General features: G+C 37.2%; 24 protein-coding genes. All 24 read left to right on the top strand.

Features of this window, described 5'->3' with window-relative positions; all coding sequences use genetic code 11:
• Window positions 1-51: 51 nt before the first annotated feature.
• The 24 genes from K8B83_RS19010 (at window position 52) to K8B83_RS18895 (ending at window position 25,218) form a co-directional block, all read left to right on the top strand.
• Window positions 52-387, top strand: a complete 336-nt coding sequence (locus K8B83_RS19010; protein ID WP_223418708.1) for a hypothetical protein — start codon at window positions 52-54, stop codon at window positions 385-387.
• Window positions 371-658, top strand: a complete 288-nt coding sequence (locus K8B83_RS19005; protein WP_223418706.1) for a hypothetical protein — start codon at window positions 371-373, stop codon at window positions 656-658. The genes K8B83_RS19010 and K8B83_RS19005 overlap by 17 nt, the downstream gene beginning before the upstream one ends.
• A gap of 60 nt (window positions 659-718) precedes the next feature.
• Window positions 719-1,075, top strand: a complete 357-nt coding sequence (locus tag K8B83_RS19000) for a hypothetical protein (RefSeq protein ID WP_223418705.1) — start codon at window positions 719-721, stop codon at window positions 1,073-1,075.
• Between the two features lie 12 nt (window positions 1,076-1,087).
• The gene (locus K8B83_RS18995; protein ID WP_223418703.1) at window positions 1,088-1,309 is read left to right on the top strand and encodes a hypothetical protein; all 222 of its coding nucleotides are present in this window, start codon (window positions 1,088-1,090) and stop codon (window positions 1,307-1,309) included.
• Window positions 1,293-1,709, top strand: coding sequence for an HNH endonuclease (locus K8B83_RS18990; RefSeq protein WP_223418701.1), 417 nt, complete (start codon window positions 1,293-1,295; stop codon window positions 1,707-1,709). Before K8B83_RS18995 ends, K8B83_RS18990 begins: the two co-directional genes overlap by 17 nt.
• Window positions 1,710-1,759: 50 nt before the next feature.
• On the top strand, window positions 1,760-1,990 hold the full coding sequence (locus K8B83_RS18985; protein ID WP_223418700.1) for a hypothetical protein: 231 nt from the start codon (window positions 1,760-1,762) through the stop codon (window positions 1,988-1,990).
• A gap of 271 nt (window positions 1,991-2,261) precedes the next feature.
• On the top strand, window positions 2,262-2,627 hold the full coding sequence (locus K8B83_RS18980) for a P27 family phage terminase small subunit (protein WP_223418698.1): 366 nt from the start codon (window positions 2,262-2,264) through the stop codon (window positions 2,625-2,627).
• Window positions 2,627-4,429 carry a terminase large subunit gene (locus tag K8B83_RS18975; protein WP_223418696.1) on the top strand — a complete coding sequence of 601 codons (1,803 nt, stop codon included), beginning with the start codon at window positions 2,627-2,629 and terminating at the stop codon, window positions 4,427-4,429. The genes K8B83_RS18980 and K8B83_RS18975 overlap by 1 nt, the downstream gene beginning before the upstream one ends.
• A gap of 17 nt (window positions 4,430-4,446) precedes the next feature.
• The gene (locus K8B83_RS18970; RefSeq protein ID WP_223418694.1) at window positions 4,447-5,649 is read left to right on the top strand and encodes a phage portal protein; all 1,203 of its coding nucleotides are present in this window, start codon (window positions 4,447-4,449) and stop codon (window positions 5,647-5,649) included.
• A 38-nt stretch (window positions 5,650-5,687) separates the two neighbouring features.
• Window positions 5,688-6,359 (top strand): HK97 family phage prohead protease, encoded by a 672-nt coding sequence (locus K8B83_RS18965; RefSeq protein WP_223418692.1) that lies wholly within the window; start codon window positions 5,688-5,690, stop codon window positions 6,357-6,359.
• A gap of 113 nt (window positions 6,360-6,472) precedes the next feature.
• Entirely contained in the window at window positions 6,473-7,837 is a 1,365-nt protein-coding gene (locus K8B83_RS18960; protein WP_223418690.1) for a phage major capsid protein, read from the top strand.
• A 12-nt stretch (window positions 7,838-7,849) separates the two neighbouring features.
• Window positions 7,850-8,362, top strand: coding sequence for a head-tail connector protein (locus tag K8B83_RS18955; protein ID WP_223418689.1), 513 nt, complete (start codon window positions 7,850-7,852; stop codon window positions 8,360-8,362).
• Window positions 8,363-8,369: 7 nt separating this feature from the next.
• On the top strand, window positions 8,370-8,690 hold the full coding sequence (locus K8B83_RS18950) for a head-tail adaptor protein (RefSeq protein ID WP_223418687.1): 321 nt from the start codon (window positions 8,370-8,372) through the stop codon (window positions 8,688-8,690).
• 7 nt (window positions 8,691-8,697) lie between these two features.
• A complete protein-coding gene (locus K8B83_RS18945) occupies window positions 8,698-9,243 on the top strand; it encodes an HK97-gp10 family putative phage morphogenesis protein (protein WP_223418686.1) in 546 nt (181 codons plus the stop codon).
• Complete coding sequence (locus K8B83_RS18940; protein ID WP_223418684.1) at window positions 9,240-9,617, top strand: hypothetical protein; 378 nt, start codon at window positions 9,240-9,242, stop codon at window positions 9,615-9,617. Before K8B83_RS18945 ends, K8B83_RS18940 begins: the two co-directional genes overlap by 4 nt.
• Window positions 9,618-9,642: 25 nt before the next feature.
• Window positions 9,643-10,119 carry a hypothetical protein gene (locus K8B83_RS18935; RefSeq protein ID WP_223418682.1) on the top strand — a complete coding sequence of 159 codons (477 nt, stop codon included), beginning with the start codon at window positions 9,643-9,645 and terminating at the stop codon, window positions 10,117-10,119.
• 133 nt (window positions 10,120-10,252) lie between these two features.
• Window positions 10,253-10,627, top strand: coding sequence for a hypothetical protein (locus tag K8B83_RS18930; RefSeq protein ID WP_223418681.1), 375 nt, complete (start codon window positions 10,253-10,255; stop codon window positions 10,625-10,627).
• The gene (locus K8B83_RS18925; protein WP_223418679.1) at window positions 10,582-11,010 is read left to right on the top strand and encodes a hypothetical protein; all 429 of its coding nucleotides are present in this window, start codon (window positions 10,582-10,584) and stop codon (window positions 11,008-11,010) included. The genes K8B83_RS18930 and K8B83_RS18925 overlap by 46 nt, the downstream gene beginning before the upstream one ends.
• A 130-nt stretch (window positions 11,011-11,140) precedes the next feature.
• The gene (locus K8B83_RS18920) at window positions 11,141-13,936 is read left to right on the top strand and encodes a phage tail tape measure protein (protein WP_223418677.1); all 2,796 of its coding nucleotides are present in this window, start codon (window positions 11,141-11,143) and stop codon (window positions 13,934-13,936) included.
• 95 nt (window positions 13,937-14,031) lie between these two features.
• Entirely contained in the window at window positions 14,032-14,607 is a 576-nt protein-coding gene (locus tag K8B83_RS18915) for a hypothetical protein (RefSeq protein ID WP_223418675.1), read from the top strand.
• On the top strand, window positions 14,607-15,140 hold the full coding sequence (locus K8B83_RS18910) for a hypothetical protein (protein ID WP_223418673.1): 534 nt from the start codon (window positions 14,607-14,609) through the stop codon (window positions 15,138-15,140). The genes K8B83_RS18915 and K8B83_RS18910 overlap by 1 nt, the downstream gene beginning before the upstream one ends.
• A 91-nt stretch (window positions 15,141-15,231) precedes the next feature.
• The gene (locus K8B83_RS18905; RefSeq protein ID WP_223418672.1) at window positions 15,232-17,538 is read left to right on the top strand and encodes a phage tail protein; all 2,307 of its coding nucleotides are present in this window, start codon (window positions 15,232-15,234) and stop codon (window positions 17,536-17,538) included.
• Window positions 17,539-17,629: 91 nt separating this feature from the next.
• Window positions 17,630-18,898 carry an IS4 family transposase gene (locus tag K8B83_RS18900; protein WP_223418334.1) on the top strand — a complete coding sequence of 423 codons (1,269 nt, stop codon included), beginning with the start codon at window positions 17,630-17,632 and terminating at the stop codon, window positions 18,896-18,898.
• 59 nt (window positions 18,899-18,957) lie between these two features.
• The gene (locus K8B83_RS18895) at window positions 18,958-25,218 is read left to right on the top strand and encodes a DUF1983 domain-containing protein (RefSeq protein ID WP_223418670.1); all 6,261 of its coding nucleotides are present in this window, start codon (window positions 18,958-18,960) and stop codon (window positions 25,216-25,218) included.
• The last annotated feature ends 45 nt before the right edge of the window (window positions 25,219-25,263 follow it).

Here is a 25,263-nt window from a genome sequence, read left to right as displayed (position 1 = left end):
CAGACACTAGAAATAGAGTTGTTACTATTACACTCACAACAGGATACATAAATGAAAAGTAAATACAGCTTACAAACAATATACGATTTAAACAAAGAGCTAAACAAAGCTACTAATCCAACCATAGAAGATATTGTTTTATTCTTCAACATCATGTTGGCTAATCCGCGATCATATGACGATACAGGAGAAACTTTTATATGGAGTTGTGCTCTTTTGTATTTTAACAACTGCATTATAAGTGAACCTACAGACCTTAATGCACCATACAAATACTATGTTGAGATTACACATGAACACATAGAACAAAAGTATAACGAACTAAGTGAAGCAGATCAGTTAGCTGTTACTACAGCAACAGGATACAACAATGAAGATAGAAACTAAAATATTCATAACAACAGAAGAAATGAGAAGCTGTTTCTTAAACTTCAGACCATCATTATGCTGTGACACTGGCTTCAAATACTTCGACAACTATTGGTATATAGAAGCTGGTTGGTTCTGGTGCTTTGCTGATGTAGACCCATATTTTATTCCACCTATGGTAGCAAAATACGGAACCGAAAGAGAGAAATGGGTATTATCAAGATCACGCTTTATTAATGGTGGTGTGTTACTTGAGAAGTATGACGCGAAATATGAATGCATTATGTAGAGATTAACAACAGGGTACAGCAATGAACACTGTAATAACTAAAACTAAAAGGAAACTAACATGAGACAATCATCAAGCTACACAGAACATTCAGCAACAGAACAAACATCTAGTTCAGTAAAATATATCGCAGACTTTATCAAAGACTCACATGAACAAAATCTATTTGTTGAAGTTGATGAAATGAAAAATGATTTTACTAAACTTACTAAAGAAGATTTTGAATCGTTAACTGACGTAGAGTTAAAGTTACTATTAAAAACATTCAGATCATCAAGCCAATCACTACCAAATGGCGACGAATACTTTTATGGTGCATTTCAAAAGCTACCTCAATACGAGCATCACGTAATAATGCCACCTGCATATACTAAAGTTTTGTGTAACATTGCAGTAGAGCGAAACTTATTCAACTAAAAGGAAAATAATATGGACATTATACCATTCGACAACGACCACTCATTACCTGCTGATGTAACACTAGAGTTATTCAGTGCGTTAGATGAATCACAAAATCCATCTGATTATATTATCGAGCAATATCAAGACGAGAACTTTATGTGGTGTTATCGCTTGAAGTTAAAAGCAGATACTGAACCAACCGAAACAACTGAACCAACTGAACCAAACACAGATGAGAACATGTACTAAATCAGGATGCATCACAGCTCATTTAAATGACAATGGATACTGTGATACACACCAGCAATACTACCAATCCCAAGTATCAGAACGACATAAACGATACAACAAAGACCGACCATCACGACACTCATTCTACTTCACTAATACATGGAAACGATTACGTGACCAATACATACGTGAACACCCATTATGCAGTCATTGCGATGCGTTAGGCATTACTAAGCTTGCTACATTAGTCGATCACATTATTGAACTACAGGACGATTACAGTAAGCGTGATGATTACTTGAACTTACAAAGCTTATGCCACGCCTGCCATAACGTTAAGACAGGTAAGGCACAGCAAGAGCGTAAGAAGAATGAGTTAGTAAAGGGAATAGGTAGAGACATTAACCAGGGATGGTAATAACTAATAACTAATAACTAATAAGCACTACAAGGAGTAAGGAGTAATAGATGATTAAAGTTGAACAACTACATAACGTAATGATGGACTATAACGGTGATGTGTTATGGATTAAGTACTGTGATAACAATGGACTGACTATAACGTCACTGAACAGTCAAGAGACACTAACAGGTGACGATGAACTAGATGTACTTAGGTTCATTATTAAAGCACTAAGCATTATAGATACAGCAGACAGCACTGATACTGACAACACTGACAAATGGCTACACAAGTAAGTATCAGACCCTCAATAAAGCCCCACTAAAAGCCCTACTAAAAGCTCCACTAAAAGCCATGTGAACCACTACTGAACGCACTTGAAACTGACTAAATAACGCATATTCCGCTCTTTATTTTTAAATAAATAACATAGGGGGGGTGGGTAAAGTTTAAAAACAAAACGTTTAAACAACGCACCGAAACCAATCTTAATAAATATTATTCCTAGCACCCCAAAAAGTGTGGTGCTTTCTGCTGCGTGGAGCAAAGCAAAGCCAAGGAGGGCTTATGAAAAAACTTAAATGGCTGCCTAAGCCGTCTGAACAGTTTTACAAACAAGTATCAAAAATCATCGAGGGTACTTATAGCGACACTGATGATATTGATAACGTGTTAATGAGCATGTTAGCGATTGAGCTTAACGAATATGTTCAAGCTATTAATGAACTTGAGATAAACGGTTCAACAATCACTGTTAAGGGCGCTAATGGTCACGCAGTAACAAAACAATCACCAGCAGTACAGACCAAACAAGCCGCATTCAAAAACATCATCGAGCTATTAACCAAAACAGGTTTATTAAAAGATCCAATGTTCCGTGCTGGTGTTGCTAGTGCTGATGCTTTTACTGACTTCTTAAATGAGGATATCTAATGAGCCTAAGCAGATATGAAATGCTGCTTGATGTTCATGGATTTAATACAAAGCTAAAAGATATACCAAAAATACCCACACAAGATTATCGACAAGCATACTTATATGCAGCAGACATTATCACTGGATATATCAATAGTAATAAGTACATCAAACTAGCATGTCAAAGATTTATAGATGATTTAAAAGCATCATCTGAACCTGATTTTAAATACATATTCTCAACTAAAAAAGCTCAGCGAATAGTTGATTTCTATAAGCACATGAAACACACGGATGGTGATTTTTATGGTAAGCCATTTGAGCTTATGCCGTGGCAGATATTCATTGTTTCAAACATCATTGGATGGTTAAAAAAAGAACCACATCACCGCAGCAAAAAGCATGTAAGACGTTTTACAGAAGCACAGCTTTGGGTAGCACGTAAGAATGGTAAATCAGCATTATCATCTGGTTTAGCATTGTATTTCTTCTTAGCTGATGGTGAGCATGGCGCACAAGTTTATTCAGTAGGGCCATCGCTTAAACAAGCAAAAATCGTATATGACCAATCTACAAAAATCATAAATGGAATGTCTGTTAAATACGATAAAGCATTTAAACAACGCTTTGATGGGATGCATTACGTAAATAGTAAATATCAGCCATTAGCTAACAACAGCTCAACACTAGATGGTTTATCAAGTCACTTAGTCGTATGTGATGAAATACACGAATGGACTGACCGCAATCTATACGGGGTTATGGACACTAGTACAGGTGCAAGAACACAGTCTTTAATGCTTGTGATTAGTACAGCAGGAACAATCTTAGATGGTATTGCTGTTGACTTGTATAAGCGTGGACAGCGCATGTTAGACAAGGTTATTGAAGCTGATCATATGTTCACAATGATTTATGGGATTGATGAAGATGATGATTACTTTGATGAAGATACTTGGATTAAGGCTAATCCAGCTTTAGGTGTCGTTAAAGATTATGATGACATCAGTAAAAATGCTGCAATGGCGCGTGATCTTGTTTCTGAGCGAACTGGATTTTTAACAAAGCATCTTAATGTGTTCTGTCACAGTGAAAAGGTGTGGTTAAAGAAACAAGATTTAGATAAATGTGTGGCAGATTTAGATTTTAATGCTGAGAAATACAAGCGTTATGACTGTTATATAGGCGTGGATTTAGCTCAAAAAATCGATTTAACCGCGGTATCAGCAGTCTTCAAAGTGCCTGCTAGTGATACTGAATCGGGCAAGATTGAATATCATTTAATGCAAAAACATTACATAGCCCGTGGCGCTATAAATAAAGCATCAGAACAAGTCCAAAATCTTTATCACACATGGAGCTTACAAGGTTACTTAGAGATAGTTGAGTCAACTATTACTGACTTCGATCTTGTGCTTGATTACATAGCTGATTTGAGTAAGAAGTATAACGTTATTGAAGTCGCATTCGATCCAGCACAAGGCAATCAGTTAATGAATGACTTGAGGAATAAACACGGATTAACAGTAGTTGAAGTAAAACCAACACCAGTACAACTAAACGAACCTACTAAACGTGTAGAAGCTATGATTGTTGATAGTTGTATTAAATATAACGGTGATAAGGTTTTTGAATATTGTTGCTCTAATGCGTTATTAAAAAATCATGCAAATAATATTGTCAGTGTTGTTAAAAATACAAATGAAGATAAAACAGACAGTTTAATGGCGATGATTATTGCTGCATCACGTATTACAGAAGAATCAACTCAAAGCATATATGAAGATATGAAAGGTTTGGTATCTATAAGGTATAAATAACAGGAGAAAAATATGGAATGGATTCCAAGTTTTTTCAGAAAGAAAAAAACACAAAGAGTAATGATAATAACTTTAACGATTTAATACGAAGAATACGAAATCAAGGCAGTACTGCTTCATTAACTGAAATGGAAACTTTAGGGTTAAGTGATATTCTTGCTTGTATTAAAGTTAAATCAAACGCGGTAAGTCAGTTACCTTTAAAAATGTTCAACACAACAAATGGCCGTGTTTTATTAAAAGCAAAAGATAACCCAACAGTAAACACATTAACAAAACGTCCTAATAACTATCAAACAATGCATGATTTTATAAAAATGATGATTATGCATCTTGATGTTAGAGGTAACTTTTACGCACTTATTACTCGTGATACTAGGGGTAATATTGTTGATTTATTTCCAATACCACCAAATATCATACCTCAAGTTGAGTTAGTTGATGACACATTAATGTATCGCTTAGGTGCTAATGTTTATGATCAAAATGAAATATTACATGTTAAAGATTTTAGTTTCGACAGTGTACGTGGACTAAATAACTTTGATGTAGCGTGTAACGTTATTAACTTGAACTACTACGCACGTAATCACGGTATTAGTTTCTTCATGAATGGCAGTGCGCCAGCTGGTGTTATTACTAGTGATAAGCCTTTGAGTAGAGAAGCGCAGATCGCATTTCTTGAAAGCTGGGTGCAAACATACGGTGGTGCAGGTAATCACAATCGAACAGCGATGTTGGTTGATGGCACTGATTATAAATCTATAGGTACATCTAACGTTGATGCACAGTTTTTAGAAACTCGTAAGTATCAAAGAAGTGAGATAGCAGGTGTTTTCTTAGTACCAGCATTCATGATTGGTGACTTGGAAAATGCTCATTTTAACAACATTGAATCACAAAACAGATTCTTCCATCAAACATGCATCGGGCCTCTACTTCAAAACATTGAAGAAAAGATTAATAGCATCTTACCTGACGGTATGGAAATCGAGTTTGATGACAAAATGTTCTTGCGTGGTGACGTTAAAACTCAAGCCGAAGTGCATAAAGCATACTTAGAAATGGGTGTTTATAGCGTTAACGAAATCCGTTCAGAAATCGGTGAAGAACACATTGAAGATGGTGATAAACGAGTTATTCAAACCAATAACATCACGTTCAATAATCCCTCTAAAGTACCTGCAACAACTGAAAAACCACCTCTAACAAAACTATAAATACAACATCAATCAATCACTATCAGGTAGAGGTGAGTATGCAATATCGTGAATACGATCTTGATATTAAATCCGTTGATGAAAAAGGGATCATCGTTTGTTATGCGAATACATTTAACTATGTAGACAAAGCAAACGATGAAACGATTCAAGGAGCTTTCAAGAAAACAATAGCTGAACATACAGCTAAAGGCACTATGCCTAAAATGTTGTTTAACCATAATCGTAATGAACCAATCGGTAAATGGATATCGATGGAAGAAGATGAGTATGGTTTAAAAATGACTGGACAGTTAATACTAGAAGTTCAAAGAGCGCGTGAAATATATGCTTTATTAAAAGCAGATGCGATTAATGGATTTAGTATTGGTTATACAGTTAAGCAGCAACAATATGATCGTATAAATAAAATAACAAAGTTATTAGAAGTTGAACTAGGAGAAGTTTCTATTGTTCCATTTCCATGTAACGACCAAAGTATATTAACAAGTATTAAAAGTATTTTGGAAACAGGAGCGATTCCGCAGCCAAGTATTATTGAGAAAGAGTTAATAAGTCATTTCGGTTTAACTAAGTCACAAGCATTAGCATTTATGTCTACTGGTTATAAAGGACTAAATACAGCTGAAGAATATGAAGCTGAAAAGTCTATTAAAGAATCACAAGATGTAAAGCTAGATCAACTATTAGGACTGTTAAAAAAGTCTTAAACACTTCTTTTATTTTATAAATAAATAAGAACTAAGAAACCAAATACGAATAGCGCGATGCGTTCGTACAGTCACGTCTGCGGGATGCGGATTAGAAGTAAAGGGAACTTACAATGGACAAACTAGATTTAATCATTGATGCCGTTTCAGAAATGAAATCAGCACAAGAACAAACACAAGTAAAAACTCAAGCTGATATTGAACAAGTTAAATCTGAAGCTCAAGAATCAGTTCAGCAAATAAAGTCAGATTTTGAATCAAAACTTATTGCTGAAGTTAACGATATTAAATCTGTCGCCATGGATGGTGCAGAAAAAATCAAATCAGAAATGAAATCAGATATCGAAAACGTTAAATCCGAAATCGATTCTGAAATCAACTCTATTAAATCAACAGTGCAAACACTGGACGCATTAGTTGCAAAACAAGGACGTAAAACAATGACTCAAAAAAATGTAGATGTTAAATCTCAAGTATTCAACGAAGCTATTCGTTCAGGTATTAAATCATCAGGAGCTGGTGAAGCTTTCTTAGTAAAAGGTCTTAACACAGTTAACCAAGGTGACGGTGCTGAAACTATATTACCCGATTTTGACTTAGCTGTTATCGACCGTATGCGCACACAAGGCGCGATGATCCGCGATATTAGCGTTCGTGCAGTACCAAACAAAGATCACTCTAAGTTTATTAAAACTGGTTATTCAGGCACAGCTTGGATTGATGAAGATGTAGCTAACGCAGGTGTGGCTAACACTGCTGCTACTAAACGTGTTCGCGTTACTTGTACTACTGGTAAAACTTATGCTTATCCTTTCACTACACGTGAAGCTATTAATGACCCTAGAACTGATATTTTCGGTGAGTTAAAATCTGACGTTGCTAACCAAATCGGTCGTGCAGTACATGAAGCACTTGTTAAAGGTGTTACTGCTAACAAGCAACCAAAAGGTATTTTAAGCCATGTTGATGCTATTGAATCACCTAAATCAGATAATGCTCGTGACTTACGTTATTTCCAAGTAATCGACTCAAGCACTATTGGTAAAGTAGCTGCTGGTACTGGTGCTGCTTATGTTAGTGCTGTTCTAGACACTATTTTATCTATTATCGCTAGTGTTGATGAAGGTGCTCGTAAAGGTTGTAAGTTCTATGTGTCACAAAGCATGTGGCTTGAGTTAATGAAACTACGTGATTTAGATGGTCGCCCATTACTATGTCCAGACGTTTCTGGTGCTGCTGCTGGTACTTTGTTCAACTTCCCAGTTGAAATCGAATACCACTTAGGCGACATCGTAACTGGTGCTGTTCCATTAGTGTTCGGTAACTTAGCTGAAGCTTTTGAGCTTTTATCAATCGGTGAATCATTCACACAAGAAAACCCATATACAAATCCTGGCAACATCCAGTTGTATTATGAAACTCGTGTTGGAACAATCATGAAAGATAGTACTTTGTTGAAACTATTCCGCATCAAGTAATAGAGGTGGGATATGTATAAGATCACTAAAAGACCTTTAATATCCCCTGTTTCTGTTTCAAAAGTTGAGCAACATTTAAGAATCAGTGATGAAAGTGAAAGAGATCACTTAGAGTCACTGATTCAAGCTGCTACTGATTATGTTGAGCAATACTGCAATATTAAGATAATGACCACTCATATAGCCATTGAGCTAAACACAAAAGCTAATCAACCCATACAGTTATTATTCGGTGATTTAAAATCGATTGAAAGTGTATATGTTGACGATGTTTTATTAGATAACTCTGAGTATCGTGTCAGTTACATTAAAAACAGTATTGTCTTCAACAACAGTTACAGCAACACAGTAATCAACTTTGTCGTTGGCACTGATGATGTTAATGAAGTCCCACCAGCAATAAAGCAAGCAATCCTCTTAATCATCGGTACTTTCTATGAACATAGAGAGCAACAAACTGAGCTAAATCTTAAAGAAATACCATTTGGTGTTGAGAATCTTTTAGCTAAGTTCAGATATATGTGAGGTGGTTATGCAAGCAGGGAAGCTTAATAAACGTTGCCAGTTAATCAGGACAACAGAAGTCATTGATGAGATAGGGCAAGTAAAACATGAGTTGAACTCAGTAGCTACATTCTACGCTGACGTAACTAAAGTACAAATAGACGAAGCACTGTTACAGCAAGTCAAAAAGCAGAAAACAGTATACACAATCAATACTCGTTACATATCGCAAGAAATAAGCAATGAAGATATTATTTTATATAATAATCAGCAGCTTGAAGTTCTATCTGTTAACAATGTTAATGACGCTAACCGCGAGTTGATTATTATTGCTCAAAGCTTGAAGTGAGGTGCTTATGTCATATAAATACACTCACGTTGACGGCTTGAAAGAGTTAGATGATGCATTAGCTGAAATAGGTGTTAAAGCGGGTACTAAACTGCTTAGAAACGCTGGTAAAGCGGCTATGCAAGTGGTTTTAGATACAGCTATCGCACTAGTACCACAAGACACACAAGTCTTGCGAGAAAGCTTATCGTTACGTGTATCAACATACAAAAATGAGAAGCAAATAAATCGTGAAAGTAGAGAGTTAGGTTTAACAGGTATCGACAAGCCTACTATGGCTTTTAAGGTTGGTAACTTTAAACGTGTTAAACATGCAGGAACTAACATAGATAGTCGATTTTATATATTGGCTACTGAGTTCGGTACAAGTAAACAAATAGCTACTCCATTCTTACGACCAGCACTTGAAAACAATCAATCGCAAGTAATCAACACATTCAAACAATCACTTTCATTAGGCTTAATACGTGAGTCGATGCTTATTGCTGCGAAGAATGCTAGAGCGGTTGCTAAAGCAGCTAAGGCCGCTAGAAAAGCAGGAGGTAATCCATGATTGATATCGCATTAAAATGTGAACTTGAGAAGTTTAATGTGCCTGTTTATTACATGATTGCTCCTGCAAGTGCAGAGGATAACTTCATCGTCATAACACCACTAAGTAATCAGTTTTATTCATTAATGAATCCAACATATAACGTTAACTTTCAGGTGACTATATACAACAAGTCAGTGATGAATGGTCGCATATTACAACAAGAAATCTTTGATAAGTTTTATTGTTTCTCAGGTGATATTCAAACAAGTTCAAATCAAAAAACGTTCAGAGTATTAGGCACAAGTTTAATGGAACAACAGCCAGTATTTGAAAACGACACAAAACTTTATCAGTTCATAACAGATTTAACTCTACTAATGAACGCAAGGTAAAAGATAGACAATAAGGAGGCCAAGGATGGCAGTCACAAATCAACGCTCAACAGGCTTAGCTACTCGTATTTTTATGGGTGATGTAGGCGCATTAATAACAGCAGTCGCAGTACCAGCAAACATGATCGCTTATGTTTCTGATGTTTCAGGTTTAACTAACTCAGCAAGTACAGTAACTGGTAGTGAATACGCAAATGGCACAGCTGGTAGTGGTTATACACTTAACAAAGCAGGTGTTAAATCAGCGGGTCCAGTTACATTAGTACTTAACTACGTAACTAATGACGCAAGTATGCTTCGTTTACGCAATGCTTACACTTCAGGTAGTTCACATTCATTCGTAGTTGAACTAGGTGAAACTGAAGCTTACGTGGGTTCACAATATGTTCAAATGACCGGTTCTGTTGGTTCATTTGATATTTCAACTGGTGCTGATGCATATCGTCAAGTAACGATTCGTATCGATCTTGAGGGTGGTTTCACCTATCCAGTTAAAGCGTAATAGCTTTTGTTCGGTTAGCTGTGAGCATAATCACTCACAGCTAATCAACATAAATAACATTATCAAAAACGGAATAACAGAATACTAAACAATAAAAGCAACAGTTTGAGAGCCTTTGCTTTAGGAGATTAAAATGTCTAAAACAACTAATACAACTAAAACAACTAATACAGAACACCAAGAACAACCAAAACCAGCTTTAACACTTTTACAAAAGTTAAGTAAGCCACGATTAACTAAACGTACACTTGAAGATGGTACTGATATCTACTTACAAGGCATGGCGTTAAACCAATACGATGCATTAGTAGAAGATTATGGTTCGCATATAAACACATTGATCAAACAAGGCTTAGTCCATTGGTTACGTGATGAAAACGGTGAACAAGTTTTCAACGAACCAGAAGATGTAGAACAGCTAGATCTCGTAATGCTTAATGAACTAAGTGAAGTTATTTTAGGGTGGTTACAAGATCCGCTGGGAAAGAAGAAAACGGCGGAGAGTTAAGAGCACAAGATTACTATGTTGCTTTGATTTGTGATGTTTTCAAAAAGCTTCCATCTGAAGTTAAATCTATGCCTCATGAAGATTATTGTTTATTGCGTGATTATTGTGAAAAATATAAGTGTGGCACTGAATGGGATACTATGAAGTTCGCAAGATTAATACAGTTTGTTGCTGCCGCACCTCATATGAAAAAAAATCAAGACCTTGATATATACGATATTTTTCCTCATCATTTCAAGCGTGACGTTGTTGTTGAATCAAATGATAAGGTAGCAAATGCATTCTATATGATGCTTTCAATGGCTACACCAGAGCAGCCTATATCCACAGATGAACATATTGAAAATATTGAAGCTATAGAACCTACTGAGCAATCCGAATAATCAGATCAATCACATCTAATCAACTCACCGTTATATTCTCAAACTGGGATATTCCCGTTATAAAGCCCTTCGGGGCTTTTTTTTTGACCAAAATCTGTGCATGGATGCAACAGAATGAAAAGGAAGTCATATGTCAAATATAGCAACATTAAGCGTCAGCTTAGTAGCTAATACTGCTCGGTTTAGCCAAGCATTAGTATCTGCAAGCTCAAGCGCAAAAAAACATTCAGGCGATATAGGTAAGCACTTATCTAATATTGGCTCAACTGCTGGTGGTGTAATGGCCGCTGGTGTCACATTAGGACTTGGAGCTGTTACAGCGTTAGGTGCTGCTATTGTTGCTAATACAATAGATACAGCTAAAAACGTAAAAGAACAGGTTAACTTAGCACGACAAATAGGCGTGAACGTTAACCAATACAGAGCACTAACAACTCAGTTAAGTACGTTCGGAGTATCAGCTGATGATGCTTATAGCGCATTAAAGGATTTGAACTTAAAGGTTAGTGAGTTAGCTATTACTGGTGGTGGTGCTTTTAAAGACTTCACAGATACAGTTAATGTTGATTTAAAAAGTTGGAACAGTAAGAGCGCGATTGAACAGTTATCATTATTAGATGAAGCAACTTCAAAAATGTCTGATAACAACCGCAGACAGTTCGCAGATGCATTAGGTTCAGATGCATTGTTAAAAGTATTAGATGCGCTTAAAGCTAGCGGTAAGTCAGTGACTGAAGTTGTTGCTGATTACAAAGCTATGGGTGGTTTTGTTACTGATACTGACATTAGTTTATTAAGTTCAGCTTATGAAATGTGGACTAAGTTAGGCACACAAATAGGGATTATTCGTGAACGTTTCGCAGTAGCTTTCGCACCTATGCTTGAGCCTATTATGAAAATGGCTAGTGATTACCTAACTGAGATTGAAAGCAAAGAGGGCGGTCTAAGAAAGTGGGCTTTTGATTCAGCTAAAACAATGGCTGATGCAGTATTTGATGTGGCTGAGTTTTTAGTTACCACATTTAAAAGCATTTATACAGCGATTATAGGTGTCCACAATGCTTGGGCTGATATGTATTTTACTGATGCTGAACCTATTAAGATTGAACTAACAACTAGTGATTTAGAGAAACAGTTAAAAGACCGTACTGATATGTTGGTTTATGCTGAACAGCGATTGCAAAAAGCACTTGATGCTAAAGCTGAGACTAACAGAGTTATTGAGAACTCAACATTTCCATCTATCCACACATGGCGAAGTGAGGGTAATGATAAGGTTATTAGTAAATGGCAAGATGAAGTAAAAGCATTAAAACTAGAGGTTACTGATTTAGAATCAAAAGTTGAAACATCTGTTAACGGTGGTGTTATTGGTGGTTTGAAATCAGCTAAAGCTAGAATGAATGATTGGCTAGATCAGTTAAACAAAGATATAGATAGTGTTCAAAGCAAGAAAGGAACAACTGATTTAGGCGCAACGACTAAAGGTAATGATTCTGGTTCTGCTGGTGGTACTGTTAATGGCACTGGTAGAAAAGATGCTTTGACTGAATACAATGCAATCATTTCATCTGCCATAGGTGTTAATAAGACTATTGAGAATAGTTTTAATGAATCACAGTTAAAGCTTAATGAATACGTTAAAAATGGATATTTAACTCGTGATGAGTTTGATAAAGCTCAAGCTATTCTAACGATTGATCGTGATAAGCAGTTACTTGATGCACGTATACAGAACTTGAATACATTAGGGCTAACTAGAGAAGCTAATACACTTCAATATCAATCTGAACTGGATTACATCAACAAGCTTGAATCACTTAATGAGATTTCAAATGCTCAAGCTACTGAAGCTCGTATTGAGCTAGGTAATAAAGTAGCAGCTCAAGAACGTTCATACGCTCAAGAAAAAATCGAAAACCTTAATGCTGTTGGTTTAGCTGATAAAGCTAGAACACTTCAAATGCAAAATGATCTACAGCTTATTTCTGATATGCAAGCTGAGGGGTTATTAACTGAGCAAGAAGCTAATGATGCTCGTGTTGAAATGGGTGAAGCGTTAGCACTTGAAAGAGCTAATACACTTGAAAGTATTGGGTTAGAAAGTGAAGCGTTAGCGATTAAGAATGAACTTGAAATGGAAAACTTGAAGCAGTTATATGATGACAAGTTAATCACTCAACAAGAATATCTTGATGCTAAAGCTGAAATGGAAAATGAGCATTTAGAAACACAACAAGAAGTATGGGTTGAGTCACTATCTGGCTTTCAAGAAGATATGTGGGGTATGTGGGAATCAATATCGTCAGGTGTCGCTGATAGTTTTACTAGCATGATGATGAATGGTGATGATTTTGGTAAATCAATGAAGAACGTCTTTAAACAAATGGCTGTTTCATACGTAGCTGAAAAGATAAAAATGTTCTTGATTGATAAAATGTACGCAATGATTGCTGGTAAGTCTAACGCTCAAGTATCTGCTGCGAAAGGCACTGAGAAAGTCGCTGAAGCTGGATTAAATGCGTTAACTTCATTCGCTGCTGCTCCTTGGCCTATTAACTTAGGTGCTCCTGCATTCTCAGCAATGATCAGTGGTTTAGCTGCTGGTTATGGAGCAACAATGACATCTGCTGCTGTATCTGGTGCGTCTGCTGTAGGTCAGTTCCATGACGGCGGTACTATTCCATATGATGGTACTTTCTACTTACAAAAAGATGAAGTAGTTGTGCCACGTGCTAAAGGTGCTGCTGCTATTACAGCTCTTGAAAAGATTGATACTGCTACAGCTAAAACAGAACAACCTACTCAACAACCCGTTAATGTGAACGTGACTATTACTGCTACAGATAGTAAATCATTCGTTGATCAAATGAACAATATTGAGGGGTATTTCAATCAAATGGTTTATAACGCTATTAATCAATAATCAATAACCAATAATCAATAACCAACAAGTATCCAAACTAGGGTTAGCATTCGTGCTAGCCCTTTTTTTATAAATACAACAACAAAGGAGGGCATATGACCACATTTCCGTATAACCGCTGGGAAGATAAATCAGTATCAGTAAATGACGTTAACGATATTGATACAGATATAACTTTAAATGGGACAGTTGTTCGAAAAAACAACGGCTTCCAACAATATGAGTTCGAAGGAACTACATTACTTCAATCACAAAAAGAAGCTAAATCGCTTTATGCATTCTTAGCAAGCAAGTCAGGTAACTATGAAAGCTTTAAGGTTCAAATACCATTAGGTTTACAGCTACTTGATAGCACACATCCTTTAACTGTGAATGTTAAAGAAACAACAGAAGCTGGTGAGACTTCAATAGCGTTAGTCCCATCAAGTCAGCTTGAGAGTGGTACTTATTTTAACTTCAGCAATCATAGCAAGCTCTACACAGTCATTTCACATGACACGTTAACAAACGTATTAGTGATTCATCCTGCATTGCGTGTTGATGTTGATTCAACTACTTACGTTGATTTTGATGCACACATATATGGATATCAAAAGTCTAATGAACTAGAGAGAGCGCCACATACAGCTAACTATCAAAAGTTTAAACTTAAAATAATCGAGGACGTGTAATGACACTAGCAAATGATTTAAATAAGAACACGTTAGAAGTTAACTTTTTGTTCGAAATACACATACAAGAACAAAGCTTTTACTACACAGATTGTCCTTTTGACTTAGTTTACGATGAACAGCGATACAGCAGCTTAAACATTATTAAGAAGTTCGATAACGTAAAAGAGTCAGCAAAACTAGATAGTAAAGGTGTGAAGCTTGTTCTTGTTGGGTTAGATGAAACGATTCGAAACTTGTTTGTATCAACAGATGCTTTAAATAGCCAAATCAAAATAATCACAGCATTCAGACAAGGCAATAAAGTTACTAGCATTTATAACTATTTTAACGGGTATGTGAAGACAGCTAAGTTCACATCAGCCAAAAAAAGCGACTTAACAATCACCACAAGCACACAGCTTAATCTTGATTTTAAAGCTAGTTCACGGACGAACCATAGCGAACAAACATCACGTTACCCAAACGACAACTTCTATAAATACTCGACAATGACGGACATGGAAGTTAGCTGGAAAAATCAAAACACTTAATCTTAGTCTTTTACTTTACTAAATCTTAAACAGAACTTAGGAGCAAGTACTAAGCAGCTAACACAGAAAGAGTTAACACAGGAGGCCAAGGATGGCTGAGAAAAACCACAACCCATATTCAACTCAACAACGATCTATTTCAGGTATTAGTGCATTCGCATCACCTGATTTTAATGTTGAGTTACTTAACTATGATCGCTTTCTAGAAACTAAATCAGGCGACAAAAGAAAGCCTGTTATCTATGGTGAAACTCGTACTGGCGGCATCTTAGTATTTCAAGACTTAGTAGGTCCGAATAAAGATTATTTGCTGCAAGTTTATACAGTATCTGAGGGCGAGATCCACAGTGTACCAGCTGTTTATGTGAATGGTTCTGATTCACGTAACAGTATGTTTGCTGCTACGGTTGAACAAATAAAAGGTGTGATTGTTAAGAATCACCCATTTCAAAAAACTACTATTGAATACGACATAAAATATCAATCATTCTTTGATACTTTACAAGTGACAGCGGGTTCACAGCGTACGATTTACACACAAGTTTCAACAGGTAGAACTGACTACACAACAACACCATTAACAATAGCTAAGTTAAGTCCTAAATGGGATGACACTTTCCAAGGTAATGGTTCAGCAGCAGTAGCAGTACTAATCGACTTATCAGCATTTGATGTTGAACCTAAGTTTGAGTTCGATATTAAAGGGCAGCTAGTTCGTGATATTAGAACTGAATCAAATGAAAAGGTTTGGAGTAATAACCCAGCTTTATGTTTGTATGATTATCTAACTAACAGTCGCTATGGTGCTGGTAAAGATCCATCTATATTTGATACCGATAGCTTTATTGAACAAGCAGCAGTATGTGACCAGGTGATTAACCTTAAAACAGGTCAAAACTTACTTGCTAACACTAGTGCAAAAACAACGATTAGAGAGAGTGATAGCACATTAAGCGGTAAGGTTATTAATATTGGTCCATCACGTTTTCGTGAGCGTTCACGCACAGACTTACATCGTGGCCATATTATTAATGAGGGTTATGATGTAGTTGGTTTAACTGCTACAGACTCAGATGCTGAAAATATTAAACGCGCACAAGCATTCAACAAGCAAATATTCGAGCAAGCTGGTTATCAAATCACAGACCCTATTTTATTAGTAAACACACTTAGATATAAAAGCGGTAGTTTAACGAGTGGTGGTAAGTATTACGGTTACGCGATTATCATTAATGCTAATGGTGAGTATGTCGCTGCTCTTGCTGGTGATGAAGATGTTGAAGTTACTGTTGAGTTAGCTGTTAAAAACAAACCTGTAGGTGATGTTGAGGAAGCAGCTCGTTTTAGCTTTAACGGTATCATTGATCAAAGTGAAACTGTTGAAGATAACGTTGAGAAAATGCTATCTGAAATGAATGCTACTCTACCTCCTTATAACGGTCTTACACACTTAAAATGCCATGTACCATCAACAGTAGTAAAAACATTCGATTTATCTAACATTATTGGTGATATTGAATATGAGTTCGGTGACAGCGATACAAAATATAACGGTGTACAGGCAACGTATCGAGATCCTAACTTTGGTTATACTAATCAATCAGTTGTAACTATTGATAATAGCTATGATGGTGGTGATAGTAATAGCAAAGAGTTTAAAGAGCTTAATCTTAACTTCTGTAATAGCTATGGACGTGCTCATTACTTAGCGAGTATGTTTTTAAACAAAAGTAAACTACAAGACAGTATTAAGTTCACATCTACACACGTAGGTATCCAGTATCAAGTAGGTAATATTATTCGTGTTAATGACACTAAGAATAATATTGATCGTGCTTATAGTATTGTTGATAAAACAATCAACACTGATTCAACTGTTACGTTGAACTGTTTAGTTTATGACACTGGTATTTTTGAAGTACTACAGCTAAACATTCCATACGATGCAAACTTACCTTTAACCACAACTACGATCACTGAATCATTAGATCCAGTAACTGATTTTACAGTTAAACAGGTCGCGTTTGATGTGGCTGGTAGTGCTGATTTAAGTTGGAAAGCATCAGCAGCAGTAGACCATTTTAACATTGAATATAAGACAACTGGTCAATATAAGTTACTAGCTAAAACAAACGATCTTTCATTCAGAGCAGTAAGTTTAAAATCTGGTGCGTATACATTTAGGATTCGTGCTTGTAATAAACTTGAAACGCTTGTGAGTGATTACGTATCAGCAACACTAAACATCAATACAAACGTGGTTGAGTTTCCATCTGTTTCAAATATGGCAGCAGAGTTTACTAGTGTTGATGCTGTCGTTAAGTGGGATGATTTACGAAATACAGCTTTTGTAGATGATAGTAATCCATTAAGCGTTAATCATAGACAGGATCTTTAGCGATAACGCTATATTTTAGGTAGAAAAAAGGCCTTATTTATGATCTGATAATTGTCGCCAAACAAACTACCATGAGCAATAAATAAAGCCGATGACGATTATCTCCTTAAAAAAGCAGTTTATGCAATTCTTCAATGCAAACATCCTTCAAAAAACGGCTAAGCGCACGGGGTTTATTCAACGAAATCGGTCTATTCTGCCGGAAATACTGATCCCAAGCTTGATATCTGCGTTGAGTAAAGGCAACTGCCATGCCATTGCAGACTTGCATCGTCAGTTCAATGGTATGTGTTTGACTGAAAATGATAATGTGGCTTACAAGCCCTTCCACAACCAGCTCCGTAAGGAAGCCTTTCCTCATTTTATGCAGCAACTGGTACAGTTGGCTATCGCTCAATTTGCCCGCCAACAATGTGCTCAGCTTCCGAAGAAGCTGTCTTGCTTTGATGATATTCTGCTTCAAGATGGCAGTTCATTTCATGTTCACAAGGCGTTAGCCGATGTCTACCCAAGCCGCTTTAAACGCAATCCTGCTGCGATAGAGTGCCATATGACCATGTCATTACGAACCTTTAACCCGACGGCGATGACGATAACTGCTGATACGGCTTCAGAAAGAGCCTATCTTCCCAAGCCATTTAAGATGAAAAACAAGCTACTTCTGGCTGATGCGGGATACCCTGATTTCGAGTTTTTTGCCGATGTGGAGCGTCATAATGGTTTCTATATTGTTCGGGGTGCAAAGTCACTCAATCCAAGGGTTGTAGAAGCTAAAAATGGCAAGGGCCGCATTCTTCCTAAGCTAGCTGGAATGAAGCTCAAAGACATAACGCGCCGTACCAACCGCACTGAAATTCTTGACCTCAAAGTCCACAGAGGCAAACAGGAGTTTCGAGTTGTAAGACGTTGGTTCGCTGAAGAAAAGCGGTTTTGTATCTGGTTAACAAACCTACCGACAGAGGCCTACTCAGCCGATGATATTATGGCGATTTATCGCTGCCGCTGGCAGGTTGAACTGCTGTTCAAAGAGTTGAAATCACATACAAACTGGCAGAGATTTGCTACCGCGCAAAAAGCGATAGTTGACGGCCTAGTCTGGGCCAGTCTGCTGGCAGTTATCATCAGGCGCAGTACCGCACTTCAGATAATGCCCTCAGTTTCACTGTTCAAAGCTGCAAAAAATGTGGACGTTTGGTTACTGCCTATCTTTGAATGTATCTGTCATCGAGCCTGGTCAGAAATAACAGAAAAGCTAGACTGGGCGATTTGCTATATAACAAGAAACGCTCCAAAGTCACAGCAAAGAAAATCTAAAGAAGACATAACCTTAGATGGGATTTATGTCAGACTTAATGCTTAAGGTCCAGTGTATGAAGCGTTAATAACAGTACTTATCGCCCTTTTATTAGTGGATATGAAGTGCGTGTTTATTCAGGTACAAGTCTACGTAGAACAGAAGTTGTTACTGATCCGTCTTATAGATACACATTAGATAAAAATGCTGCTGATGGATTGAAACGCAGTATAAAGTTCGTTGTCCGTACTATTAACACAATGAATCAAACAGGTTCAGCTACAGCAACAGTAACAGTAGTAAACAGCCAAATAGCAGCACCAATCGATGTTGTTGTTAATGTTGATTACGATACTTTCTACGCCAGTACATTTAAGCCTATTGAGCTTGATTACAATGGTACTCAGTTCCACATGAGCAAAACAAAAGGCTTTACACCAAGCTCAAGTTCTTTAGTTGCTGATGTTAGGGATAATACTTTCAGTAAGAGTTTGAGTGTAGGTAAGTGGTATTGCCGTATTGGTCATTATGATGTTTTTGATAAAACGGGTATTAACTTTAGTGCTGAAAAAGAGGTTGTTTTAACTGAAGTTACTTTAGCTGATATTGACGTTGACGGGATTATTGCTGGGATCAATGAATCATTACAAAATGAAGCTGTTGAACGAGCTAGAGTTGATATTCAAAATGCTCAAGATGCATTGTTATTAGTAACACAAGAAGCTAGTGATCGTGCAGCAGCTATTCAAGCTGAAACAGTTGCTAGAACTAATGCAGTAGCTAAAGAAGCTAGTGATCGTGCTACAGCTATAACAACAGCAGTAGCTAGTGAAACATCTGCTAGAAATACAGCAATCACAGCAGAAGCTACTACTAGAGCTAATGCTATTACTGCTGAAGCTAGTGCTCGTCATGATGCGTTGATAGCCGAGGCTAGTGCTCGTGGTACTGCTATTAGCAATGAAGCTAAATCACGTTCAGATGCAGATAGTGCTTTATCATCACGTGTTGATATTATTAGTGCAGCTACTGGTTCAAATGCAGCAGCAATAACAGCTGAAGCAACAGCTAGGACTAATGCTGACAGTGCTTTATCAACAAGAGTAGATAGTGTACTTGCTAAAAGTAATGCTAACTCAGCATCAATAAGCTCAGAAGTTACAGCTAGAACTAATGCTGATAGTGCTTTATCAACACGAGTAGATAGCGTACTTGCTAAAAGTGATGCTAACTCAGCTTCTATTACATCATTAACTAAAACGGTAACTGATAATAACTCAGCTACCGCGACACGTATTGATACAGTTGAAGCTACTGCTTTAACGCAAGCACAAGCAGCAGAGACAAGCGCTAAAACATTTGCTACAGCTAGTGTTAATACAGAAAAGAATGCGCGTATAACAGCAGACAGTGCGTTAACGACACGTATCGATACTGTTACTGCTACAGCAGATAAAAACAAAGCTGATATTGTTACTGTTAACACTGCTTTGACTACTAAAGAAGCTGCTTTAGCTTCAAGCATCAATACAGTTCAAGCTAATGTTGATAGCGTTGATGGAAAGTTAACAACAGAGAAAACAGCTCGTACAACTGCTGACACTGCTTTATCTACTCGCATTGATACTGTTACTGCTACAGCTAACAAAAACAAAGCAGATATCGTTACTGTTAACACTGCATTTGCTAATGCTGACACTGCTTTATCTACTCGCATTGATACTGTTACTGCTACAGCTAATAAAAACAAAGCAGATATCGTTACTGTTAATACTGCTTTAACTACTAAAGAAGCTGCTTTAGCTCAAAGCATCACTAACGTTCAAGCTAACGTAGATGGTGTTGATGGTAAGTTAACAACTGAAAAGACAGCACGTACTAGTGCAGATACTGCTTTATCAACTCGCATTGATACTGTTACTGCTACAGCTAATAAAAACAAAGCAGATATCGTTACTGTTAATACTGCTTTAGCTGATGCAAATACTGCTTTCGCTTCATCTTTAACAAGTATGGAAACAGCAGTTAAAGCAGATGCTACTACTAAAGCTGACGCAGCGAAAGCAGCGGCACTAGTGGCAGCAGCAACAGACGCTTCAACTAAAGCAAACAATGCACTAGCAGCAGCTAAAACTGATGCTACTACTAAAGCTAATAGTGCTGAATCAAATGCAAAAGTAGCAGCAGCTACAGACGCAGCAGCTAAAGCAGCACAAGCACTAGTTGATGCTAAGTCATATGCAGATACTAAAAAGACTGAAGCAGCTACTTATACTAATAGTAAGTATGATGCCGCAGTATCATTGATTAACCAAAAAGACTCAGCTCAAGCAACTGCTTTAACTAACATGGAAACATCAGTTAAAACAGATTCTACTAACAAAGCTAACCAAGCTTTAAATGATGCTTTAGCGCAATCTGGTGGAACAAACTTACTGAATATATCTACATTCACTAGTAATGCTAATAAAGGTGGATGGAGTTCAGGTAGTGTAGTTGCTATTAACTCAGTAACAGGTGTTAGTGCTTTAGATGGTAGAACTCATGCGTTGATGTTATCTACTCGTGATAACTATGAATACCAAAATCCTATTCCAGTAGTAGCAGGTGAAACAATATATTGGGGCGCGTGGATTAATACCCAAGCAACTTCAAATAGAGTTAACTTTGGTTATAGAAAGTATGCTAATGGTGTAGCTCAGAACTCATGGATTACATCTACATTCTTAAATGGAAATACTGGTTGGACTTGGGTTCAAGGTAGTCAAGTAATGCACGCCGATGCGACTTCGATTGTTCCTTTTTTACAAATATCAGCATCAAGTAACTATGGCAGCCCATTAGTTCAAGATATTGTTATTTCAAGAAGTCCAGTAAGAGCAGGTGCTTTAGCTGCTAAGGATAGTTTATCAGCAAGTGATGTAGGAGCAGATCCAGCAGGTTCAGCAGCCGCAGCACAACAAGCAGCACAAACTTATTCTAACGGCAAATATGACCAAGCAGTTACTTTGATTAACCAAAAAGACACAGCTCAATCAACCAAAACATCAACACTAGAAGCAGCCGTTGGTTATTCACTTTCTGAGATTAATAATCAAGAAACTAACTTTGATTTTAAGCGTGGAACATTAAACTGGTCTGCTGGTGAAGTAGTTAACGATGCTGAAGTTGGTAAGTGTTTAGAAGTAACCGGAGATGTTTGGCCTTATAACAGTGTCTTTATTCCAGTTGATCCAAGTAAGACTTATCGCTTAACAGCTAAGATTAAACAGCAAACAATAAGTGGTAATAAAAACTCGTATTTAGGTGTTAGAACTTATGATGCTAACTATAACGAGTTAACAGGTGGTGCTGGCACTTATAGGTATTGTGGTAAAGCTGGTGGTGATACTCCAAATACTTGGACTACTTTTACAGGTGAAATAACTGGAACAGGTACAGCATCACATAATCAGTTCCGTGCAGGGACTTGTTATATTCAAGTTATGGCTATTGGTAACTATAACGGTGGTTCTGGTAAGTGTAGATTTGCTGATTTTAAGTTCGAAGATGTTACTGAGCAGTTAGCTGTTAATGCGAAAATAACAACAGTTGAAAACGCATTAGCTACTAAAGATTCTGCTATGGCAACTCGTGTTACGAATATGGAAACATCACTTAAAACTGATGCTACTAATAAAGCTAACACGGCAGAAACTAATGCTAAGAACGCAGCAGCTACTTATACAAATACTAAGTATAACGACGCGGTTACTTTGATTAATAATAAAGACTCAGCTCAAACATCAGCTTTAACAAGTATGGAAACATCACTTAAAACTGATTCTACTAATAAAGTTAACGCAGCAAGTGAAATAGCCAGTTCAATATATAACTTGATACCTGATGCTGGTTTTGAAAAACCATTTGTGAACGGTGTTCCCGTTGGGTTTGATTCAGTTGGTAGTGGAACAATATCAAGCGTTAATAAAACCTCTCGGCTTGAATCAGATGGTTGGGGTTTAGATTATGGTGGATTTACAGGTGATATTAACCAAGGCGCTCCCCAAGGTACTAATCCCGATCTTTATTACGATACATTTACATTACCAGTGTCAGTTACACTAGGACAGCGTTTAGGCTTTAGCATTTATACTGGCGCACATCGTTGTAAAACAGCAGCATTTATATATTTTTATAACTCAGCAGGTGCAGTTGTTACTAACAGCCCATTAGATTACAACTATAACGTTTTGAATGGTGGTAATAGTTTATCGGGTTATAAGCGTTTAGTGTCATATCGTGATGTTCCTGCTGGTGCTGTTTATGCTAAAGGTGTGGTAAGAAAATACAACACTGACCAAGGACAAAGTAGTTCTTATTTGTTTTATGTTATGCCTCAGTTATCTATGTGGGGTAGCAATCAGACAACACCACCTACTTGGTGTAATACTGCTAGAGTCGATGCTGCTATTGCAGGAGCAGATCCAGTAGGTTCAGCAGCCGCAGCACAAGCAGCCGCAGCAACTTATACAAATAGTAAGTATGACCAAGCAGTTACTTTGATTAGTAATAAAGATAGCGCTCAGACTACTGCATTAACAGCAATGGAAGCTTCTGTACGAAATGAAATAAACTCTAGAGGTAACTTACTTCAAAAGTACATGGATAACTGGAAAATAGGTAAACACCCATTAGATTGCGGTATGTATATAAACGGTTCAACAGATGAAAACCGTTTTGTATTAGGTGATGATCCATATGGTAGTAAATCAGTGTTATGGGAAATGAACACTAACTCAAGTGCTAACAGTGACGGTGATGGTGGTATTGGTTCAGCTGTATTTGCTTGTGATAGTAAAAAGTCATATAGATACACTCTATATGTTTATAAAACAGCAACTGGTGGAACAACATTCTTTGGTTGTTCGGGTGGCGGACCAACATTGAATCTAACAGGGTCATTAAACACTAATCCATATTTCTGGGCAGGAGGCTTAGCAAACAACAAGTGGTATCTAATGGTCGGTGTATTACAACCTGATACAGGAACTGTTGATTCGGGGGTGTCTGGTTTATATGATTGTGAAACTGGTGTTAAGGTTGCTAGTGGCACAGATTATAAAATGACAGCAGGTGCTACGAGTCAACATCTACGAGCTTATTTGTATTACTCAACAAACCCAGCCGCTAAGCAATATTTTTGGAATCCTAGAGTTGATGTAATAGATGGTAATGAACCTAGCTTGTCTAGCTTGATGCCAAATGTTGCTACCAATGCTCTTAGCAAGTACACAGAAGTCGTTGATCTAGTAACAGCTAAAGATAGTGCTATGGCTACTCGTGTTGATGGTTTAACTACAACAGTAGGCAACAACACCTCAAGCGTTAATACATTAAGTTCTAGCGTTAACGGGTTAAGAGCTGAATACACTGTTAAGGTTAACTCAGTTGGTCATGTTGCTGGTATTGGTTTAAGTAGTGGTCCAATGGGAAGTGCATTCATAGCACAAGCAGATCGTATTGTTCTTGCTAACAGTACTGGTGGCAGTGGTGTTGCGCCATTTAAGCTAGTGAATAACGTTGTTTATTTGAATACAGCAGTGATTCAAAACGCGAGTATTACAACTGCTCACGTAGGACAGCTTGAAGCTAGTAACATCAAAGCTGGTGCTATTAATGCTACTCACATACTTGGTGATACGATTACAGGCGATAAAATCAAAGCTGGCACTAAAATATCATCACCTATCATTGAGGGCGGTCAAGTGCGCTTACTAGGCACTAACTACATGGAGATTAGTTCTGCTACTCCATTTGGTCCTGATAGTTTAGTGAAATGGTGTGGTGCTAAGTTAATGTCAGGTAGTGAGCCAAACTTTGCAGCGTTAAGAAAATCAAATGCTACTCAGTATGTAACAGCTAATGGTGATGCTTACTTTGGTGGTGCTTTATCAGCTGGTATTTTAAAGAATGGTTTAGATACTACGTTATTAACACCATACACTGTTGGTTCTTATATGAACGAAGTTGGGCCGTTCTCAAGTAATGGTAAAGCTAAGAATGTTGTTGTTAGTTATCAGTTAGGAGCTGTTTACAGTGGCACATCAGCAGCAACAAATCCAACACAACCAAAGCTTCAATGGCAGCTTGAACGCTCTATTAATAGCGGTTCATGGGTTACAGTTAGTTCTGGAACATTTAATGGGACAACAACTGCTGAATATGACAACGAAACACGTAGATGGTTAACCGATGAACGTTGTAATGGTTCATCGACATTTACTGATAACACAACTACAACAGGCACTTATGCTTATCGTATTAAAGTTCTAGCTTATAGTCGTTTTCACTCAACTGCTAATGTAACTTCGCAAATACTAACAGTTATATCAACAGAACAATAAGGGATTGCCTGCTGTAGAGGTACAGCAGGCAACAAGGAGGTTTTA

It is taken from the genome of Shewanella inventionis (assembly GCF_019931735.1).
GTDB lineage: Bacteria > Pseudomonadota > Gammaproteobacteria > Enterobacterales > Shewanellaceae > Shewanella > Shewanella inventionis.
This window is presented reverse-complemented; position numbering and strand designations above follow the sequence as displayed.